Here is a 20,387-nt window from a genome sequence, read left to right as displayed (position 1 = left end):
AACGGAACGCCATTTTGTATAGAGGAACTCTCCGCCTTTGGTGCGGAGGGTTCTTTTTTTCATATTCACATCGAACGTTTATAAATTGACATCCACCTTGATTGGCAGCCGCTCATTCTTATCGATCCCTAAATATTTCAGAGTCTCGGCGGTCGAATGATGATGCAGAATCGATTTGATGATGGAGATGGCCACCCCTTTATAGTAAGCGTGGTAACCAAAAGTCTTCCTTAAGGTATGTGTGCCGATCTTCTCCGAAATGCCAACCTCTCTGGCCGAATGGTTGATAATGCGATAGGCCTGCTGGCGGGTAATCGGACGGCAATCCTTCTTGGATTTAAACAAATAATCGCCTGGGTTCCAATCCATCATCGGAAGATATTCCTTCAGGATCTCTCGAATATTGCTGTTTAGATAATGGGCTCGCTCTTCCCCCGTTCGTTCATCCTTAATATAGAGAAACTGTTTCGGGTTCTGCCCGTCACACACATCCTCCACCGTAAGATGAAGCAAGTCAATGAGACTAATCCCCGTATTGATCCCCAGTACGAATAGCAGCAAATCCCTGACCGAGTGTTTCCGCAGCTCCTCCTTCATCGCCCGAATGGTTTCTAGATCTCGAATCGGATTAACGTACTCCACAGAAAACCCCTCCGAATAATGTTACTTAATTTAATACTAGCATATATTATGTAACATCACAAATGATGTTCCGAGTTCTATGGAACAAAAAAACAGGGGCTTCTCAAGGGTTGGATCAACCTGCCCTTTCGATAGTCCCTGTTGTGATTCAAAGATTGGCTGTAACATTAGCATTAGGTTCCGGTCAATTCGATCAACTCACTAACGGTTACAAACCGATATCCGTCAGCAGCCAGCTCGCTGACCAGAACCCGGACCGCCTCGATTGTCTGTGCCCGATCGCCATAGCCGTCATGGAACAGGAAGATACTTCCGTTCTCGACCGTTGCTCTCGTTTGCTCCAGAATATGATCGACGCCAGGTTGCGGCTGCTCCCAGTCCTTCGCCTCGCCGTTCACGCACCCGATTGAATGATAACCGAACTCCTCGGCAAGCGACAAGATGACCTCATTTACAGCAAAATACGGCGGTCGAAAGCTTAATGTCGGCTTCCCCGTCACCCGGCGGATTCGCTCGTCTCCCAGCAGAATTTCGGCTCGTGCCTCCTCCAGCGTCAACCGGGTCAAATCCGGGTGCGAATACGTGTGATTGGCAATCTCATGCCCGGCGGCGTGAACCTTAGCTGCGATCTCACCAAATTGATCGATCTCTTGTCCAATCATGCAAAAGGTCGCCTTCCCGTTCACCTTCTGGAAAATCTCCAGCACTTGTTCCGTATAAACGGGATGTGGCCCGTCGTCAAACGTAAAGGCCACTGCCTTCTCCCCGGTTGGCACCCGATGTACTAACGAAGCCTTAGTCATCCTCTTAACCTCCCTCCGAACCAATCAAGATACCAGCTCACTTAGCTTAGGCCAACGTCAGCACAACGACCGACATCGGCGGCAGCTTTGCAGACAAACCGTTCTCACTAAATTCCGTTACCCCGTCAAAAACTTGCGATTTCACCTTCTCCGGCTGCTCAAAGGTATTATGCGCGTTCATATCGGCATGCGTCAACACTCGCCCGGTGACCTTCTTGCCCTCAGCCCATCCGCGCAACTGATTGGTCGGCGTTAACCGTGATCGTTGCTTTCATCTTCCCTTCTCCCTTCACGTCTTTATCCTTTGACTGCGCCTGCAATCATACTTTGTTGGACTTGTTTGTTCAGCAGCAAATAAATGACTACGGTAGGAACGGTCGTAATCATCAGCCCCGCCCCGATAATTCCCCACTGTGTAATGTACGTGCCGACCATCGACATCATCCCGACCGTCAACGTCTGATAATGCGCGTCATTGATGAAGGTCACCGCAAACATCAGCTCGTTCCAGCAGGAGAGGAAGGTGAAGATCGCCACAGTAGCGATTGCGGGACGAATCAACGGCAGAATGATGTGGAAGAAGGTTCTGTAGATACCGCATCCGTCTATCACTGCGGATTCCTCCATCTCGCGGGGAACCCCCTTAAAGAAGCTGCCCAAGATGAACACGGCCATCGGAATTCCGAAAGCGACATAGGGAATAATCAACGCCCAGTAGGTATTCAGCAAATGCAGATTTTTGAGAACCATAAACAACGGCAGCAACGCGGCGTGAATCGGAACCATCATTCCGAGAAGGATCAAGGTCATCGTCAAATTGCTTAGCTTCCAGTTCATTCTCGTGATGGCATAAGCCGCCATCGAAGATAAGATCAATACCAGGATAATGGAGGCTGCCGTTACCCATACGCTATTCGCGAAGTAATTCATGACGTTGCCATCCGATAACGCCTTAGCATAGTTGCTCCAGAGAAGTTTCTTCGGAAAACCTGCCACATCGCCGCTGAAGATCTCACTGTTGTCTTTCAAAGAGAAGAACGCCAGCCAAATCAGGGGATAAATTTGAACAATCGCCACGATGACTAGAAAAAGTTGCAACAGGACCTTCCCAAGGAATGACGGCTTCTTAGGCAACCTTGCGTCTGCAGTATTCATCAAACTCACCCCTATTCGGTCTTGAAGAATTTATTGATCAGCACCGTGAAGATCAAGCATTCCAGAATAATAAAGACGGATACCGCACTGCCGTAGCCATACCGGTACGTATTAAAGATCGTCGTGTACATCAAGGTGCTTGGCACCTCGGTAGCGAACAAGGGGCCGCCGCCCGTGAGAACATACACCAGATCAAATACTTTGAAGGCGCCAATGACCGAGAAGACGAGACAAACTTTGAGGATCGGCTTCATCAGCGGGATCGTAATTGAGAAGGCTGTCCGGATGCGGGAAGCCCCATCAATTTTGGCCGCTTCAAGAATATCCTGCGAGATCGACTTCGCCCCCGCGTACATCAACAGCATGTGGTAACCGACATACTGCCATAAGGTCGGAATGAACGATGCTGCGAGAGCGGTTTTTTTCTGTCCAAGCCAGTCCTGAGCCAGCCCCGAAAGGCCGATGTTGTCCAGCAATGTATTTAGAAGGCCATAATCCGCATTGTAGATTTTGGACCATAATTGCGCGATGACCACGGTGGATATCAACACCGGAATAAAATACACCGTCCGATAAAAGCCTTCGCCTCTCACCGAAGAAGCCAGGATCAAGGCAAGCAGCAGAGAAATCGGCAATTGAATGAAGATAGAAGCTGCCGCGAATAGGAAAGAGTTCCGGATGGAATGCAGCGCTCTGGCATCCGTGAACATTTCTACATAGTTATCTAGTCCAATAAAGGCACCTTTACCGACGCCATCCCAATCTAACACGCTATAGTAACTTGAGACAAAGATCGGAACTAATACAATCCCGCAAAAGATGAGAAGGGTAGGAAGTACAAATATCGCAATCGCGGTCTTATTCGAAAACACTGAATTCATCGTGAGTTCTCCTCTCAAAAATGGTGGTCAGGGTTTCCCCTGACCACCTCGGGTTTGAGATTATTCAAGGATCAAAGTGTTAGTTCCGTCGGTTTGAGCTGCGCCATCTGTTTGCAGAACTCTTCTGGCGTAATGTCGCCGGCCAGGAGCGAAGCAATCAGGTTCTTATGCGTTTCTGCAGATTCCGCAGGAAGAATGTTATCCCACCAAGTAATAAACGAGGTTGCGGTCTTCATAATGTCGGCGGCCGACTGATCCAGCGTGGACAGGCTCGAAGTATCCAATCCATCAATGTTCCAGCTTGGGAGTCCTGCACCGGCGAGATAACCTTGCGTACCCAGCTGTTCGCTTAGATACATCAGGAAATCAACCGCTTCTTTCGGATGTTTCGTTGTGCTGCTGACATAGAACCCGTCTACGGCCCCGCCGAAGATTTCCGTTGCTTTGCCCTTTCCATCTTCGAACACCGGGAAGGGAATAACCTGAACCTTCCCCTTGGTTGCCGAGGACGGATCTTCAATCCCGGCATTCACCCAGTTCGCTTGGAACATCATCGCGCCGCTACCTGCATTAAAGGCGCCCAGCATCTCATCATAGCTCATGCTCAGCATACTGCTATTAAATGCGCCTACCTTCGCCAGTTCCTGCATCTTGGCTGCAGCGGCCACGAAATCCGGCGAATCCCATTTGGCTGGATCCTTGAAGGCTTCGATCACCGCGTCATGTCCAGCTTGACGCATCGCGATCATGTCGTACCAATACATGCCCGGCCAACGGTCTTTCTCCCCGATAAGCGCCGGTGTAATTCCCGCCGCCTTCAGCTTCTCAACCGCATCGAGCAGTTCTGTATAAGTTGTCGGGATTTTCGCCCCCGCCTTGTCAAACAACTCCGTGTTTACATATAAGTTCGCAATATGGGTATATACGGGTAGAGTATAGATTTTACCATCTGTTTCGATGGCCTCCGCCATCCCGGGTGCCATTTTCGATTTGATTTCATCGGTCAGATAACTGGAGATTTCGAGTACGTTTTCGGATTCGATATAGGGCTGCATGAAGCTGCCGCCGCCCATCCCGTAGAAGAGGTCCGGCGCTTCGTTAGCGGCCAACGATGTTTTGATTTTGGTCTTGTACTGTTCGCCGGTGGTACCCGTCCGTTCGATTTGGACGTCGGGATGCTCTTTATTCCACTTCTCGATGATTTGCGGCAGTAATTTCGCCGACGGGTCCGTGTTGCCTACCGATTGATCCCAGAGTGTCAGCTTGATAGAACCGCTACCACTTCCCTCCGAAGATTTCCCGCCGGAAGAATTGGACGAACATGCCGCTAAACTCCCTGCTAGGCCTAATGCCAGGACGAGACTCATAGATCTTTTTAATAACGCTTTCATCTCTTTGACCTCCCAACTAGTTTCGATGCATCTAAGGCTATTCTAGGGGAGTGACAGCGCTTACTCCATTCAAAATACCTGCATCCCCTTTTAAAATTCAAGCATTCCTAACTCGTCACCTTGCGCTTCGGTACTCGTTCATAGATCGGCCGGTCGCCTTCTTGAAGAGGATACTGAAATAATGCGGATCCGAAATGCCTACCTGTTCACCAATCTCGTATCCTTTGAAATCCGTCGTTTTCAAGAGGCATTCCGCCTTCTTCATCCTCAGATTGGTCAGGTACTCGACAAAGGTCTGTCCCGTTTCCTTCTTCATGAGTCGGCCCAGATGGCCCGGACTAACGAAGAAAGCCGCCGCGGTGCTGGCCAACCCTACCCCGGGATCGCCCAGGTTCTGTTCCAGGTACGCCTGCACCTGATGAATCAGATTCCCTTCTTTGGCTTGTCTTCTTGTTTGGATCGCATTAGAAACAGTAAGGATACAACGTTTCAAGATCTGCACCAGCTCCGGTAAATTATCGGCCGTAATGATCGAAACTAGCATTTCTTTGTCCAGCCCCTGTTCGCTTCCGAGCTGTTGCTCCATCGCTGCGCGTTGGCATTCATGAATGACGTCCATGGCCGCCATACGAAACTGGGACACGCTAGAGAAAGATACGTCAAAGATTTGCTCCAGGATCTCCGAGGCACCTTCAGAGGAACCGACGCTGATGTAAAATTGCAGCTCACGCAGCAGCTCCGGGTTAGCTCGGTACGTTTCCCCTCTGCTACCCACCATATCTTCATAGCAAATCACCTGGTTATTCCCGACAAACGCTTTATAGCGGATCGCCCTGCACGCCTCCTGGTATCCCAAATGTCCCTCCTGCAAGCTATAGCGCGTCCGCCCAAGTCCGATGGTAACTAGACCTTCCGGAGAATCAATCAATCGGTCGATTAACGCTTCGCAAACCCCGGCTAAATCCCCCTCCTGACGAAACGAAATCAGGACAAACTGGTTCCGAGTATCCGACAGCATGGTGACCAAGGGATCCCTCTGAAAGAAAAACTCGATTTTCCGCTTGCAAGCCATCCCAAGCAGAATCAACTGCTCCTCGGTGTGTTTCTCAGAGAACGGAGTAATTTCGATAACGGCGATTTGGTAAGGAGCTTCCTGCCGGAAAGCGGGCAATTGGAAATATTCCGCCTGCTCCCGGATATCCTCCCGTGTCAGCGTCCCCTGTAACCACTGCAGCAAGAATTTCTCCCGGAGATAAGGAAGATTCCGCGTGAGCTCTTCCCTCAGTCTCGCAAGCTCCCCCTCCCGAGATCGATCCTCCTCAATCTTCTGTTTAAGCTTGTTGGTGACAAGCAGTAGATCTGCCGCCCGGATCGGTTTAAGCAGGAAATCAAATACTCCGATTTTGATGCTCTGCTGCGCATATTCAAATTCATCGTGTCCGCTGATGACGACGATTTTGATCTGCGGGTGCTTCTCCATTACGCTTCGGCTAAACTCGATCCCGTCGATGTTCGGCATATAAATGTCGGTGAGGATGACATCCGGTTTCTGTTGCTCCACCAGCTCCATCGCCTCATGGGCATTCGAAGCCTCGCCAACAATCTCGAAGCCTTCCTGTGCCCAGTCAATGCGCATGCGAATCAGATTCCGGATCAAATGTTCATCGTCAACGATCAGAACCTTCAACTTTTCCATGGCGAATCTACTCCATTCGGTAGAATTAGCGTTATCGTGGTCCCTGCCCCCGATTCACTTTCGATGTGGAATACGTCTTTGTCTTCATAGAAAATACGCAGGCGCTCCATCGTCCCCCATAAGCCAAAACTCTTGATTTGACCTTGTCGTTCCGTAAACAAGATTTGTTCGATCTCCTCCTGCGACATACCGATACCGTCATCGGAAATGGAGAGGACCACAGATTCATCCACTTGTTTCGCGGTGATCCGTATAGTCCCTTTCGTCCCTTTAGGCCGAATGCCATGGTAAAGCGAGTTTTCTACCAACGGCTGAAGCACCAGCTTCGGAATCGGGGTCTGGCCGCAATCCTCCTCCACCTCGAACTGGACCTCAAAAACGTCAGGGTAGCGCACGCTTTGGATTTTCAAATAATTCCGGACGATTTCGATTTCTTCGCCGACGGTGATCACGTCCTGGCCTTTGCTAACGCTGAGTCGATAATAGCTTCCCAACGCCTCGATCAACTCACATACCTCTTCGTTATCTCCCGATAGCGCTAGCGATGTGATCGAATCTAGCGTGTTATACAAGAAATGGGGTTTAATTTGGGATTGAAGCACATTGAGCTCCGCTTTGCGTATCGTCTTCTGCTCCTCGATGACTCGCTTCAGCAGTTGATCAATCTGTTCAATCATCCGATTGTATCCGTGATACAACTGCTCCAGCTCGAAGCTGTTCGGCTCCGTAGTGACCTTCATGAAATTGCCGCTGGGCGCTTTATTCATCGCTCGGAGCAATTTCTGAATCGGTTTGATGATACTGCGTGAAATCACGAAAGAGCTGACGAAGAAGATCGTGCCATTAATAATGAGCAGGACCAGCGTCAACACCACCAACGATTGGTTACGTGACTCCATGCTGTTGTGTGGCGAAAGGCTCACAAACTTCCAGTTATAAGCCCCGCCCGACAAATAGGTTACGGTATATTTCCGGGAACCCAAATTCAAGGATAAGGAGCCGGAGTCCGTCTGCCGAAATTGTTCCTCCAACATCGCCTTATTCGTATGGAGCAGTTCATGCAGAACGGCACTGCCTTGTTCATTCGTTGCATCCGCCACAATGGTCTGATTGTTCTCATCCAAGATGGCGATTTGCAAGGAGCTCCCGTTTTGCAGATTAGAATAAGCCTGAACTAATGCGTCGTCCTTAATATCTATAACCAACACCCCGAGAGGGGCCGTATTGTCAATGTCGCGAATCAAGCGAATAAAAGAGACGATATTGCCGTCGGCCGTTTCCGCAAGCGGGCGTCTACGATCCAGCCTCAGAATATATTTCCCTTTGTTGCTCACCACCTGGTCATACCACGGGGCGTCCTTGATATCCACCTCCATGTACGTCGGCAACTCCTGGGTTGCCACGGTGAAACGATGTCCTGCCTGATCATAAATGTGCACCGAGTCAATGATTGGGACCGCTTGCATGAGATTATACAAATAAGAACTAACCTTTGACTGGGTTTGCAGATTCGCGTAAACATCTCCCTGCCGGAGCAAGTTCTGCAAATTGCGATCCGAGAAGATCATTTTCGAATAGTTGTTGACGTTCTCGATCATTAAATCTACGTTTGTCCTTATGGACGTCACCGTTTGCAGTGATGCCTCATTAATTTTCTTCTGGGCCGAATTGGCCGCCATTTGGTTCAGCACGATATAGCTAAAACCGACCGTCAGCAAGATCACCAAGAAATAGGCAAACGGAATCTTAAAAGCTAGCTTCTTGGGCCTGCCGTGACTTAAGGAACGTATGCTCTCGATCAACCGCGTTTTCACCGTCTGTTCCCCCGCTTCTTATGCCGTAAACTCCCACATCCCTCATTATATCGATAGTCTACCGTACCGAACAATTTGAAAACGCAACCGGAAGTAGAGAAAAGGTTAGACGATACGCGTGAAAGGCCTCCTGCCGCGCTAGGACAAGAGGCCTCTCGGCTTATCCATTATGCCTGCGGAATCTATTTGAACAGATCCGGCAGAATATCATAGATGTACTGGTTCACCCAGTTCCAAGCGTGCGTACCTCCATCGCCCACGATGAAGTAGAAATTCCCCTTCGCCGGATCCGACGAATAAATGAAGGTATCGGTGAGCTGCTTCATCGCGTCGATCTGGGGCTTCAAGTTCGGATAGGCGATATCCAAGCTGCCCGTCGCACTGAAAATATAGTAATCCTGTGGTTTATATCCAGCATCTTTGGCGACCTTGGCCAGATATTCTGCCGTTTCCTTCGGCTTGCTGCCTCCGCCCCCTTGACCCAATATCCAGCTGTCCCCGCTTAAGGGCAGGTAATATTTGAAGTAGTCGAGGTTATGGATGAAGGTATACCATGTCGTCACTGAACCCATCGAGAACCCACCGAACGCCCGATGAGCCCGGGAGGCCTTCAAATCGTCCAAGCTGGCGGATTTCGCATAGGTATGATATTTCGTTTCCACCAACGGCACCACGGTTTGGATTAATTCCTCGTGGAAAAGTGCTGTGTCATTCTTGCCGCCGTAGAAGGTAGGGGTTACCACAATCATCGGTTCAATGTCGCCGTTTGCGACCATATGGTCGATGATTTTCTTCAATTCCTTGCTTTGGCCGGGGCCGCCGAAGATCAAATTCTCATTCTCCCCGCCGCCATGCATCAAGTAAAGCACATTATACTTCTTCGTGGAGTCGGACGCGTCGTAACCGTACGGAAGATAAACGTTCAGCTTCTTCTCGTCCATCCCGCCGGTTACATTCGGTGTTTTGTACGTCAAGCTCTCGATGGTCCCCGGCTTGTTGCTTTCGGTTCGGTAGGCGTCGGGAACTTCCTTGAAGTATTTCTCATTCGCGGCTTCCTCTGTCATCTCCAGCTTGCTAACCGCAGTCTGGATCGCCGCGTATTGCTCATCAATTTGGGGTTGAGTGGCCTTTTTGTCGTTCAATACATTGGTGGCCACTACCTTCATCAGAGCATCTGTCACCACGCCAGAGTTTTTATAAAGCGTGAAGTCCAGCATCAACGTGCTTTTGATTAGATTCAAAAGGTCATAGGGATTGACCCCGCTGACATCCCCCTTGGTCTTGCCCGTGAGCACGATTTCACCGAATTTGCTCGTATCATTCCAAGCGCTGCCCGTCGAATCGAATAGATTCAAGGTCCCGATTCGATTTGCATCCTTCCCATCGTTGATCTGCAATTCGAGGCCCAGCACCTTTCCGTTCTCCGGCTTGGAATGGAGGGCCACCCTAGCTTCGATGACATAACCGCCATCCACTCGTTTCGAAGCCGTGTAGAAGCGTTCAACCTTCCCGTTGTCCACGGACTGGGCATTCTCGTAATTGACGCGGAAATGCAAATCGTCTATGCCATATTCCTGGGTCTTATCGTGATTCTCGTCCAGGAAGATCTCCAAGGAATCCTGCATGTAAGGCGTTACCGACTCAGCGGAGAGATGCTTATCCTTGACTTCAGCCAGGATATACAGGGCGCGGTCATCCCATAAAGTCTTCAATGTGGCGGAAGCCTCCACTTGATCCGAAGGGAATTTAGGTGTAACCGTTTGCACTTTACTCCAGGCTTTGTCGATATCGCCGTCAATTACGGGCGAACCGAAGGTGGCTACCATTCTCCCCTGGGCATCCGGTCCACTCTTATCACCCGGTGCAGGCTTGCCTGGATTGGGTGCCGCAGAAGCCTCGGACCACGAACCCGGAGCATTCGCCAACACCAAGGATACGCCGATCAACATCATCATTAAGGATTGCAGGAACCGCTTCGTTTTTCTCTTCAACAAGATCTCCTCCTTCAATCGGTCATAGATTTCGGGTGGTTCCACTGGATTCACACGATTCATTCGCCGTTTCCAACGCCCGCAGGCGGATTTCAGCTCGCATACCCCCTCACCGACGAAATTCAAAGCGCTTTCATAATGAACCTCCTTTAAATGAAAATAAGCTTCACCCCTATTTTAGGGAGAGCTGGGCGAGGACTACATTCACAAAACGCGCATTGGCTTGTAAAATTCGAACATCCCATTCCTTTGTCACAGAATGACTCGGTAACTCGTCTTATGATTAAGGCCTATTCTGCATAGGTTATTAAACGGGGAACCGATAGGAAGTGAACAGATGAAGGAGCTCTACGAGAAATATAAAAGACTGCTCTTTAAGCTCGCCTACCAGCTGACCGGATCCGTTACGGATGCGGAGGATGTGGTCCAAGACGTATTTTTGAAACTTGTGGATGTCCCGCCGGAGAAGCTGACGGAACCGAAAGCTTATCTTTGCAAGATGGTCACGAACCGCTGCCGGGATTTGTATAAATCGGCACGCCGAAAACGGGAGCAATATTATGGGGAGTGGCTTCCAGAGCCGCTGCACAACCTGAATGAGGATGCGATGGAGGGGGTCGTTCGCGACGATCTTCTGTCCTACGCAATGCTTGTTCTGCTTGAGAAGTTATCCCCAACGGAGCGCGTCATATTTGTGCTTCGAGAGGCGCTTGGGTTTGAGTATCGGGAAATCGCCGAGCTGGTGGAGAAGAGCGAAGTGAACTGCCGCAAACTACTCAGTCGGGCCCACGCGAAAATGGGGATGAACCCCGACCAGCTCGTTGCTTCGGAGGGATCCGCGCCCGAACACGTTCATCAATTCTTGAATGCGCTCAAACAAGGCAATCTCCAACAAATCTTATCCATCCTGGATCAAGAAGTTGTCCTTGTCGCCGATGGTGGAGGCAAAGTCTTGGCCGCTGCCGAGCCGATCCCAACCCGAGAACGGGTGGCCCAATTCCTGCTGGGTCCATTCCGGCAAGCCACAACGATCGAGGGTATTCATTTCGAGGTGATTGGGGTGAACGGGCAGCCGGCATTTCGGATTCGATCTGAGGAAGGGATTCATTCCGTCGGAATTTTCCATGTGGAGAACCAGCAAATTCGCAACATCTATCTGGTCAGAAACCCGGATAAACTACAACATTTCGGAGAATGAAAAGAAGCACCAAGCGTCCTCAAGGGATTCTTGGTGCTTCTTTGATTCACATCAGAGGTTTCCTCTTAGCTCAGACCCGCTTTCGTTAATCCGAAGGCGGCGTCGGCCGAGCCCGGTACGGTTTTGAAGGCGACGTTAACCCGGTTCCAGGCATTAATCGCCATGATCGAGAAGGTAAGATCGGAAATCTCTTGTTCGGACAACTGCTCGCGTACGCGGTTATAGACCTCATCCGGCACGCCATGCTCCGGCAACTGGGTCAGGATCTCAGTCCAGGCTAGCGCCGCCCGTTCGCGCGGGCTAAACAGCGTTGATTCCCGCCAAATCGAAATGTGGTACAGGCGCAGCTCGCTTTCGCCGTGGATTTTCGCCTCCTTCACGTGCATATCCAGGCAAAATCCGCATCCATTTAATTGCGAAGCTCGGATGTGAACGAGATGACGAATCTTCTCCTCGATGGAGCTATCCTTCTCGGCCCCGCTGAATTCCAGCAATTTGTTGAAGAATCCCGGGGATTGTTGCATGTAATTAATACGTTGTGACATCACTCATCTACCTCCCTGTTTGATCACGTACGACAATATAACGAGGAGGTGATTCATTCTGTGACATAGCGAAAACCGAAATGATAGTTCTTCACCAAATCCCGCGTAAATTCCAGGCGGAGAGGGACTTCATCGTCACGTTTGGCTCCTGAATGAATAACCGGATCGACTCGCTATCCTCACGAAGAGGGTATACTCGACCCGTCAGGCAAAGCTCGTCATTGACGAACACCTCAACAATGGAGTGGTCGATGAAGAGGTGAACTCGAAGCTGTTCAAGGTGCCGCATTTCGTAAGGGGCAACGAGTTCCCAAGTATGAGCGCCCGCCGCTTGACTGGATCGGGAGCGGTCCAGTACAATCTGCCCTCGCGCTACATCGAACTTCAGCGTGGTTTGTTCTTCCCCGTCCGGCGAACGGAATACCTCGAAGCCAAACGATGTCTCCGAACCGGTCAGCTCAAACTCCGCTTTGATTTCGACAGCTTTGCCTTGGATCCCCAGCTCATGTTCTCCTTGAGGCAGGACGGTCTTTGGAAGCTCAAACGGGTTCTCTCTCAACACCTGAAGCTCCGCAACCGGTTTGATGATCAGCGTGTACTTGGCTGGATGAAGCTCCACGGTTCTCGGGATCGATTGCACCCCCGACCATCCCTGGATCTCCGTCATCTCGCCACGCGCGTTGTCGGGGAGCCAGCCCCACAAGATGCGGCGGCCGTCCGGAGCCAACATGGATTGCGGTGCATAATACCCTTCCCAACCGCCATGATCCACAACCCCCTCCTGCTCCTTCACAAATCGCAGATCCTCTCCCATGGAACCTACAAGATACTTGACCTTGTCGCTTGGCGAGTAGATCAGAACCATTTTGTCTTGCAGGCGGAAGGCGTTCGGGCATTCCCACAGGGTTTCCTCCCCTGTATGTAGGACATGCAGGAACGTCCACTCCCGCAGGTTCGCCGACTCGTACAATAACGCGTTGCCTTTACCTTGGACGCTTCCTCCCAGCACCATCAGCCAACGGTCTTCTTCTTTCCAGACATAAGGGTCGCGCCAATCCCGAACGATCAAATCCTTGCCGTGAATAACCGAGGTTAACACTGGGTTTGCTTCAGGCTTCACCCAGGTCCGCAGCCCATCGGGGCTGGTGGCCATCCAATGCTCCGCGCCGGTCTCGGCATTCCGCTCGCCCTCACCAATGCTGGTGTACAACAGGGTCGGCACGCCCTGATCATCGATCACGGCACAGCCGGAGTAGCAATGCACCTCGCCAAGCTCGGTGGACGGTGCCAGCGCGATCGGCAGATGCTGCCAATGCACCAGATCCGTGCTCACCGCGTGCCCCCAGTGGATCGTTCCCCACTGATCCCCATGCGGATTGTATTGATAGAACAAATGATATTGACCCTCGTGATAAACAAGTCCGTTCGGATCGTTCATCCAATTCGCAGGCGGGGTAAAATGATAAATGGGCTTGCCTAAGGTCATGTCACCTTTCTCCTTTTCACCGAAATCCTAATGTGAAGTCATCGAAGGCGGGGCATCCTCCGGGGAGCTTCCCCATGCCTTGTTCGGTCTCGGCCCCATCTCCAGCACAAGCTGTCCTCCGCTCATCAGTTCCTGATGGGTCAGCCAAGGCCGTGAATGCGGCTGCCCGTTCAAGACGGCGGATTGGATGTACTTGTTCGCCTTGGTGACATGACGCGCTTCAATAACAAAGGTTTGGCCCTTCCCGACACGTAACGTCGTCTTCTCGAAGATCGGGCTGCCGATGTCATAGACGGGCCGGCCCGGGCACACCGGATAGAAGCCCATAGCGCTAAATACATACCAGGACGACAGCGAACCGATGTCATCGTCTCCGCACAGACCCGCCGGTCCGGCGTTATACATCAGGTGCTGGATATCGCGTACACGCCGCTGTGTTTTCCAAGGGGCCCCGGCATAATTGTATAAATACGGGATATGAAAGCTAGGTTCGTTGCCATGCGCATACATCCCGATCAGTCCCGACATGTCGGGGAACTGACCGAGAAACCACGGCTTCTCCATCGTGTATTGCTCCGTAAACAATGCATCGAGCTTTTGAACAAAAGCCTCTCTCCCGCCCATCAGCCGGATTAATCCCTCCACATCGTGCTGCACATGGAAGGTGTAAATCCAGCTATTTACTTCAGCAAAATACCCCTCCCCGGCAAATCCGCCGGACAATTTCGGATCAAACGGTTCGACCCACTCCCCTTCCGCCGTCTTGGGCGCCATCAGCCCGAGGTCCGGGCGGAACAGATGGCGATAGTTGCCTGCCCGTTGAAGAAATAGCTCGGCTTCCTCTTCCCGCCCCAGCTTACGGGCCACTTGGGCGACGCACCAATCGTCATACGCTCGCTCCAGCGTCACGGACACGGATTGCCGACGGTGCCAAGGATCGACCTCGGGCACCCATTCGTCGACGCCAACATCGGGGACCCAGGTGATCTGATTCGGCATCTTCTCCATGACGAGGTCCCAGAGCTTTTTTCTCCACTCGTCCGGATCCGCTACCTTCGCGTCCTCCCTAACGGGGAGTGCCGGAAACCAGCCTTGTTCATGGTACACCCGGTCCAATTCCGTAGCCGGCACCGTCCGCCAGGGAATCAGGGACATTTCCGTCGAATCCTTAAGCATTCCTTCATAGGCCTTCTCAACATGGATATTATCCAGCCCCTTCGCGCAGGCATCGGCAATAAGCGAAGCGGCATGATGGCCGATCATCACCGCATGATCTCCGCCCGGATGAGGGAATTTCGGCAGCAACCCGCCTTGTTCGTACATGCGGACCAACGAGTACACCATATCTTCGAATACGCGAGGTTCGATAAGGCTCTGCAACGGGCGGGCACAGCGGTACGTATCCCAAAGCTGGTCGTGCGTGTAGAAATCCCGCCCCTCCGTCTTGTGGACATTTCCGTCGAAGCCACTGTAATATTGGCCATCTTCCGTAATATTCCGCATCCGTTGCAGCGTACGGTACATCGCCGTATAGAAAATCGTCCGTTCTTCCTCCGTCCCGCCTTCCACCTCGATCGCGGAAAGTGCGTGGTTCCAAGCGTCGCGGGCCCGGGTAACGGCGGCTTCGAAGTCCCAGTCCGGCAGCTCCTGCTGTTGATTCTTCCGGGCTTGCTCCAAGCTGATGTAGGAGATCCCTACCTTCAATTCTATCGTTTGTTCCTGTTGCTGCGGCTCATAGGTCAAATCGATGGCGGGGCTGTTTTCGATGGAGCCACATGACGATGCGGCCTCTTTCATTTCCAAGCTAAAATAACAAACATGCCCTTTATTGGCGCGTTCCCCTTCGATCACGCGGCCATCGTGCTTGTGAATTTGCGTCGTCTCGCCGCCGTTGAGGATAACATGGACCGGCCCGACGGAGTGAAAGCGGAAGTAAGCGCTGCGCTGAGCCACGGTCATCTCGGCATCAATGTCATGATCCTCCAGGAAGACGCGATACTTATAGGGCCGGGTCTCCTCCCAATCATGGTCGAAGGCAGAAGCAAGCGCTTCCAGCCGATCGGACAAAGGGCTGCCGGCAACCGTCACGGTTGCGGGCCCAAAGGAAAATCCGAAGATCTTATCCGCCAAATACTTGTCTCCGATGCCCGGTGTGGTGACCGGATCGATCTCCATCATCCCATGAGGAAGCTGTACGGTTGGAGACGTCGACCACGTTTTGTAGGACAACGTTCCGATATTCGTATTGACGTACGATGCCCAATCCCGATCCGCATGAACGATTTTGTTCTTCAAGCTTATCCCTCCCAAAATCATAATACTATTTCAATTATATATAATATATTCATCATGTCATATAGTACACAAATTTTAGCGTAGATTACGATTTCTCTTAGGGGCTTCCCCCTCTAAAAACAAAAAAGCGACCTTTGCAGGTCGCTCACTTTTGAAATTGCATATGAAGGCTGGGAATTCGAAGGAGAATCGACAAGTGTGGGTTATCCTTCTATCGTTTTCATCATTCTACCAATGACCATCACAGCCTCCGCCCGAGTCGCTTGGGCTTGAGGGCGTATGGTGCGATCCGGATATCCGGAGATGATCCCCTGCTCCGTCACCGCTCCAAGGGCTTCCTTCGCCCAACTCGAGATCCGTTCCCCGTCCGCGAAGGACATAATGCTCTTCGGCTTCTCCAGATGCAAGGCGTTCGCCGCCATCACCGCCATTTGCTCTCTCGTAATCGGTTGGTCCGGCGCGAAGCGATGGTCGTCTACCCCTTGAATGATTCCGTTGGTGTAGGCTGTGGAGATCTCCAAACGGGCCCAATGCTTCTCCGTGTCGGCGAATGTCTTATCCGCCGCTGCTTGCCATGGCATGACCGAGCCCAGGATCGACACGAACTCCGCCCGCGTAATCGGACGATTGGGCCGGAAGGTGCCGCCAGGGTACCCGCTGACGATCCCGCTCTCTGTAAGTTGCCGGATCGTTTGCTCGGCGTAGTGGCCTTGGATATCCGTTAGTACGACCGCTGGCTCTTGGATCTCAACCGTTCGGGAGAGGGCCGCAAATTTCGTAAAATGATCGGTTGTGCCGCTGACGGTGCCGTTTTCGTAGTCAACGAATGGATCGTTCAACGCAACCCATTGCCCCGTCTCCTCGTTCAGCCAAACTAGCAGGATCTGATTGCCATCCTCCCGCGTAACGTCAGCGTTCAGATCCAGTTGGACGGTCACAGGCAGAAGAAATTTCCCCGGCACGTTCTTCTTGAACTCAAATACCCGGCTGACCAGACGTTCCTTCTCGGACAGCGGCAGGGTACTCGTATCCTTGATTTCATCAATCGTCACCTGAAACGGACGATCCATCGCACCTTCGGGAAACCGGATTTCCCCTCCACTGAACTTCGCTGTGCCGCCGGCAGGTCCAAACGAATAGACGTTGTTCGGTAAAGACGGAGCCCCGCTGTTGGAAGACGTATTGCCCGGCGATGGCGCCGGCGCCGGGTTGCTGCTTCTCTGGACCAGTCGGAACCGCAGGGACGTTGCAGTCATCCCGTTCCCCGTCTGATCTGCCGCTCTCACATGCAGGTACCAATCGCCGTCCGCTCCGCTCTTCGTCAAATGGGCGCCACTAACGAACGGTACCCAGCCATCCGTTGGCAAAGCGGGATCCGTTGTCCATACATATTGAAGCGTTGAGGCATCAACCCCGCTTCCGGCATCCCCTACCGTCGTCCGAGAGGAAGCTGATCCATCCGCGACTTCCCGCCCGTTCGGGGAGAAATCGACAGTTGGAGGCGTTTGATCGATCCTCACCTTTAGCTCTTCGGACAGACGATGGCCAGCCTCATCCTCCGCTTGGAAAACGACTCGATGTTCCCCATCCCCGGTGATTTCGATCGGCGTCCCGTTCGTATAAGCTTGCGGCGATCCGCCATCCACTGTATAGGTCAAGGAAACGATCTCGCCGAATCCCGCAACGGCGTATACACTGACGATAACGCTCTGGTTCGTCCAGTCCCCATCCCCGTAAGGGCTGCCATCCGCTCGAACCATCTCCGGGGTTAAGGTCAGCCCGCTGGCGCTGATTTTCACCGTACGCCGTATCGTCGTTTCCATCCCCGCCGAATTAGCCGCCTTGAAATCGAGGACATGTACGCCGTCATCCCGAAGCTCAAGGCTCGACAAGTACGCCGTCCAGGTATCCCCGCCATCCAATGAATAAACGAACTCGGTGACGTCCGTAGAATCTCCATAAACCGAAGCGCTGACCGTCACTGGCTCGTTCGTCCACGTGCCGTCTAGATATTCATCCCCATGTAACGTAGCCATCGTAATCGTGAGTTCCGGCGGCCAAGGTTGGTCTGCCACACTGAGCAGCGGATGACCCGCCAGATCGGAGACATTTCCCACATTCGCATCATAGGACAGCTGGATGTCCTGTCCGCTATGCAGTTCCTCGCCGACTGTCAACGCTAAGGTTTTCGCTCCGGTTTTTACGGTATCAAGAACCCCAATTCCAACACCGTCTGCGGATACGAAAAACCCTCCCATTGCAAGCAGGTTTACCTCTTCATCCAATGTCATCACGAGGTGATTTGGAGCTTCGACTCGTAGGTTCACGATCGCCGGGGGAGCGGTGTCGATGCCGAGATTTGCGGCAATGCCTTGCAAGGCCGGATACGATTTTCCTTCCTCTATCGACCAGGTTCCGGTAAAATCCCATGTCTCGAACGTGGACTTGTGCTTCATCGCCGCAGTCGACTTTCCGCCTCCATGACCCGTTGTTGCAGCATCATAATATCCCGCGGTGACGCTGGAAGTCGGGCTGAAATCCCGGCCTACCAACCCTCCGATTTCGGAACCGGAGCCTGGGACATTCCCTGCGGCATAAGCCCGGTTGACCGTTCCGACATGCCGTCCGATCAGACCGCCTGTTTCAGAGCTCCCCGCAACGGAACCGGTGGCATAAGCATCTTCAATTAAACTCCCCAGATCGGCACGGCCCACCAGGCCGCCAACCGCCAGCCAGCCGGAGACATCACCTCCCGCGAACGATTTCCTGATGACGCCGGGATACATATTACCCACCAGGCCCCCGACTTTCTCAATGCCGCTTACGCTGGCTGTCGAATAGGACAACTCGACGGTCCCCCCGCTCATATCCCCGATTAAGCCGCCGCTGGAGTATCCTCCGTTGATGTGGCCGCCCTCTACCCCAATGCCGTGCACGTGGCCTCCATCGCCGAGATTCCCAATCAACCCGACCTGGACGGTTCCCGGGCGGTTGATGAATAAGCCGCGAACCGCATGTCCTTGGCCATCGATCTGCCCGGTGAAGGGGCCGAGCGTCGCATCGCCAATCGGCGCGAAGCCCGCCCCATCCTCGTTGCTCGTGGCCCACATATCGGCCCGACTATCGTCCGTGAACACCGTGCCGAAATCCATATCACCCGCCAGCGTATAGCCCGCCGTCAGATCCATCGCCATCAGTTGCAGTTGATGGGCGTTGCCGATGACCTGCGACCATTCCGCACGAAGGAAAGGCCGCGTTGAACCTTCGAGCATGAACCAGTCTGCCGCGAAGTCCAGCCCCGCGTAGCTCGCCTGGCTCAGCGCCTCTGCGGATGTAAGGCTTACCACGACACACGGAACTCCGTAATCACCGTTATTGAAGCCGCATGCATCCGCCAGTCCTGAAGTCTCAGCATCCCAGTAGTTGCTTTCCATAATGGTGCCGTTATTGGCACCAAGCACGCCGCCGATATCCCCTGTGGCAGCCGTAACCTCCCCGGAGGAATGAGACTTGCCGATATAACCATCTACCGACATACCGACCAGCCCGCCAACGATTTTGTATCCGCTGGCAGACCCGATGTTATAGGATGTGCTTACGATTCCACCGAACAGGTACCCCGTCAAACCGCCTATGTAACTCCCACTCCCATGAACTGTACCGGCAAAGTAGGATCGATTTAGCAGCCCCCCTTCCTTTATTCCGATAAGTCCGCCAACCGAGTCGTTACCTTCTATATGACCGGTTGCATACGATTCCGTTACCGTTCCATCGCTGCGTCCTACCAATCCTCCGACATTATTCGTTCCGCTGACATTCCCCGTGGCGTACGAGGCGAGAATTTGGCCGTACTCGTAACCAACCAACCCCCCAACCACTCCAGATCCCCGTACATCGACCCCGGCATGGGACTGTTCGATCGTCCCGTTACTGTTCCCTGCAATAGCGCCGGTAAAACCGTCGCCCGTGATGGAACCGCCCTCCATGCTCAGATGGCGAACCACCCCTCCCGAACCGATCATGCCGAACAGCCCAATGCCGCCATCCTGAGTCGGCCGGTTAATCGTCAGATTACGGATGACATGCCCCGCTCCATCGAACACCCCCGTGAACGGCATGGAGCTGTCGCCGCCGCTGCCTTTTTCCCCGATCGGCATCCAGCCCGCTCCCCCGTCCCAGCCTGCCGTCCCCGACGCGTCGATATCCGCACCCAGCCGATAGTGGGCCGTCAAGTTGTCCCGTACGGCATCTAGCTGATCTAGAGTTGTGACGATGAAGGGATCCCCCGCCGTCCCGCTCCCCTCCATCGCTGCTCCCTCCGCATAGGCAGTAACGGTCACCGGCACGCCCCCCAACGCCAGCGACAGAACTATAAACCATGCGAACAAACACTTCATTCCTATCAACCCTTCCTTCTCGCCTTTACCGAATGATAATGATTCTAAAATTATAAAAGATCTCATCGGTCATCGAATCTAACCACGGTTATA

The 20,387-nt window shown here is 52.6% G+C and carries 14 protein-coding genes; 1 reads left to right on the top strand and 13 read right to left on the bottom strand.

Going from position 1 to position 20,387, the window contains the following annotated elements; translation table 11 throughout:
• Positions 1-78 precede the first annotated feature (78 nt).
• The 9 genes from M0651_RS14150 to M0651_RS14110 all read right to left on the bottom strand — a co-directional run bounded on the left by M0651_RS14150 (position 79) and on the right by M0651_RS14110 (position 10,373).
• Positions 79-642 (bottom strand): tyrosine-type recombinase/integrase, encoded by a 564-nt coding sequence (locus M0651_RS14150; protein ID WP_248552396.1) that lies wholly within the window; start codon positions 640-642, stop codon positions 79-81.
• 173 nt (positions 643-815) lie between these two features.
• The gene (locus tag M0651_RS14145) at positions 816-1,445 is read right to left on the bottom strand and encodes a polysaccharide deacetylase family protein (RefSeq protein WP_248552395.1); all 630 of its coding nucleotides are present in this window, start codon (positions 1,443-1,445) and stop codon (positions 816-818) included.
• Positions 1,446-1,491: 46 nt separating this feature from the next.
• Positions 1,492-1,683 (bottom strand): alpha-L-arabinofuranosidase C-terminal domain-containing protein, encoded by a 192-nt coding sequence (locus M0651_RS14140; RefSeq protein ID WP_282577912.1) that lies wholly within the window; start codon positions 1,681-1,683, stop codon positions 1,492-1,494.
• A gap of 59 nt (positions 1,684-1,742) precedes the next feature.
• On the bottom strand, positions 1,743-2,600 hold the full coding sequence (locus tag M0651_RS14135) for a carbohydrate ABC transporter permease (protein ID WP_248552393.1): 858 nt from the start codon (positions 2,598-2,600) through the stop codon (positions 1,743-1,745).
• Between the two features lie 11 nt (positions 2,601-2,611).
• The gene (locus tag M0651_RS14130) at positions 2,612-3,481 is read right to left on the bottom strand and encodes a carbohydrate ABC transporter permease (protein ID WP_248552392.1); all 870 of its coding nucleotides are present in this window, start codon (positions 3,479-3,481) and stop codon (positions 2,612-2,614) included.
• 71 nt (positions 3,482-3,552) lie between these two features.
• On the bottom strand, positions 3,553-4,872 hold the full coding sequence (locus M0651_RS14125) for an extracellular solute-binding protein (protein WP_248552391.1): 1,320 nt from the start codon (positions 4,870-4,872) through the stop codon (positions 3,553-3,555).
• A gap of 115 nt (positions 4,873-4,987) precedes the next feature.
• Entirely contained in the window at positions 4,988-6,568 is a 1,581-nt protein-coding gene (locus M0651_RS14120) for a response regulator (RefSeq protein WP_248552390.1), read from the bottom strand.
• The gene (locus M0651_RS14115) at positions 6,556-8,382 is read right to left on the bottom strand and encodes a sensor histidine kinase (RefSeq protein WP_248552389.1); all 1,827 of its coding nucleotides are present in this window, start codon (positions 8,380-8,382) and stop codon (positions 6,556-6,558) included. The genes M0651_RS14120 and M0651_RS14115 overlap by 13 nt, the downstream gene beginning before the upstream one ends.
• A gap of 182 nt (positions 8,383-8,564) precedes the next feature.
• Positions 8,565-10,373 carry a sugar-binding protein gene (locus M0651_RS14110; RefSeq protein WP_248552388.1) on the bottom strand — a complete coding sequence of 603 codons (1,809 nt, stop codon included), beginning with the start codon at positions 10,371-10,373 and terminating at the stop codon, positions 8,565-8,567.
• Positions 10,374-10,710: 337 nt separating this feature from the next.
• Between M0651_RS14110 and M0651_RS14105 the strand changes: the two genes are divergently transcribed.
• Entirely contained in the window at positions 10,711-11,571 is an 861-nt protein-coding gene (locus tag M0651_RS14105) for an RNA polymerase sigma-70 factor (protein ID WP_248552387.1), read from the top strand.
• 65 nt (positions 11,572-11,636) lie between these two features.
• On the opposite strand, the gene M0651_RS14100 is transcribed toward M0651_RS14105, so the two are convergent.
• From M0651_RS14100 to M0651_RS14085, 4 genes are all read right to left on the bottom strand, one after another.
• Positions 11,637-12,116: a carboxymuconolactone decarboxylase family protein gene (locus tag M0651_RS14100; protein WP_248552386.1), complete on the bottom strand. Its 480-nt coding sequence runs from the start codon at positions 12,114-12,116 to the stop codon at positions 11,637-11,639.
• Positions 12,117-12,207: 91 nt separating this feature from the next.
• Positions 12,208-13,602, bottom strand: a complete 1,395-nt coding sequence (locus tag M0651_RS14095; RefSeq protein ID WP_248552385.1) for a glycoside hydrolase family 32 protein — start codon at positions 13,600-13,602, stop codon at positions 12,208-12,210.
• Between the two features lie 27 nt (positions 13,603-13,629).
• Positions 13,630-15,897 (bottom strand): GH92 family glycosyl hydrolase, encoded by a 2,268-nt coding sequence (locus M0651_RS14090; protein ID WP_248552384.1) that lies wholly within the window; start codon positions 15,895-15,897, stop codon positions 13,630-13,632.
• A gap of 203 nt (positions 15,898-16,100) precedes the next feature.
• A complete protein-coding gene (locus tag M0651_RS14085; RefSeq protein WP_248552383.1) occupies positions 16,101-20,294 on the bottom strand; it encodes an S-layer homology domain-containing protein in 4,194 nt (1,397 codons plus the stop codon).
• Positions 20,295-20,387 lie beyond the last annotated feature (93 nt).

Origin of the sequence: Paenibacillus mellifer (assembly GCF_023195895.1) — a bacterium.
Taxonomy (GTDB): domain Bacteria; phylum Bacillota; class Bacilli; order Paenibacillales; family Paenibacillaceae; genus Fontibacillus; species Fontibacillus mellifer.
Note: the sequence above shows the minus strand (reverse complement) of the source record. Positions and strands in the feature narration are given on the sequence as shown.

Coding starts and splice junctions, on each gene's coding strand:
- M0651_RS14085 (WP_248552383.1), bottom strand. CDS start 20,294: ATGAAGTGTTTGTTCGCATGGTTTATAGTTCTGTCGCTGGCGTTGGGG.
- M0651_RS14145 (WP_248552395.1), bottom strand. CDS start 1,445: ATGACTAAGGCTTCGTTAGTACATCGGGTGCCAACCGGGGAGAAGGCA.
- M0651_RS14120 (WP_248552390.1), bottom strand. CDS start 6,568: ATGGAAAAGTTGAAGGTTCTGATCGTTGACGATGAACATTTGATCCGG.
- M0651_RS14100 (WP_248552386.1), bottom strand. CDS start 12,116: ATGTCACAACGTATTAATTACATGCAACAATCCCCGGGATTCTTCAAC.
- M0651_RS14130 (WP_248552392.1), bottom strand. CDS start 3,481: ATGAATTCAGTGTTTTCGAATAAGACCGCGATTGCGATATTTGTACTT.
- M0651_RS14105 (WP_248552387.1), top strand. CDS start 10,711: ATGAAGGAGCTCTACGAGAAATATAAAAGACTGCTCTTTAAGCTCGCC.
- M0651_RS14095 (WP_248552385.1), bottom strand. CDS start 13,602: ATGACCTTAGGCAAGCCCATTTATCATTTTACCCCGCCTGCGAATTGG.
- M0651_RS14125 (WP_248552391.1), bottom strand. CDS start 4,872: ATGAAAGCGTTATTAAAAAGATCTATGAGTCTCGTCCTGGCATTAGGC.
- M0651_RS14135 (WP_248552393.1), bottom strand. CDS start 2,600: ATGAATACTGCAGACGCAAGGTTGCCTAAGAAGCCGTCATTCCTTGGG.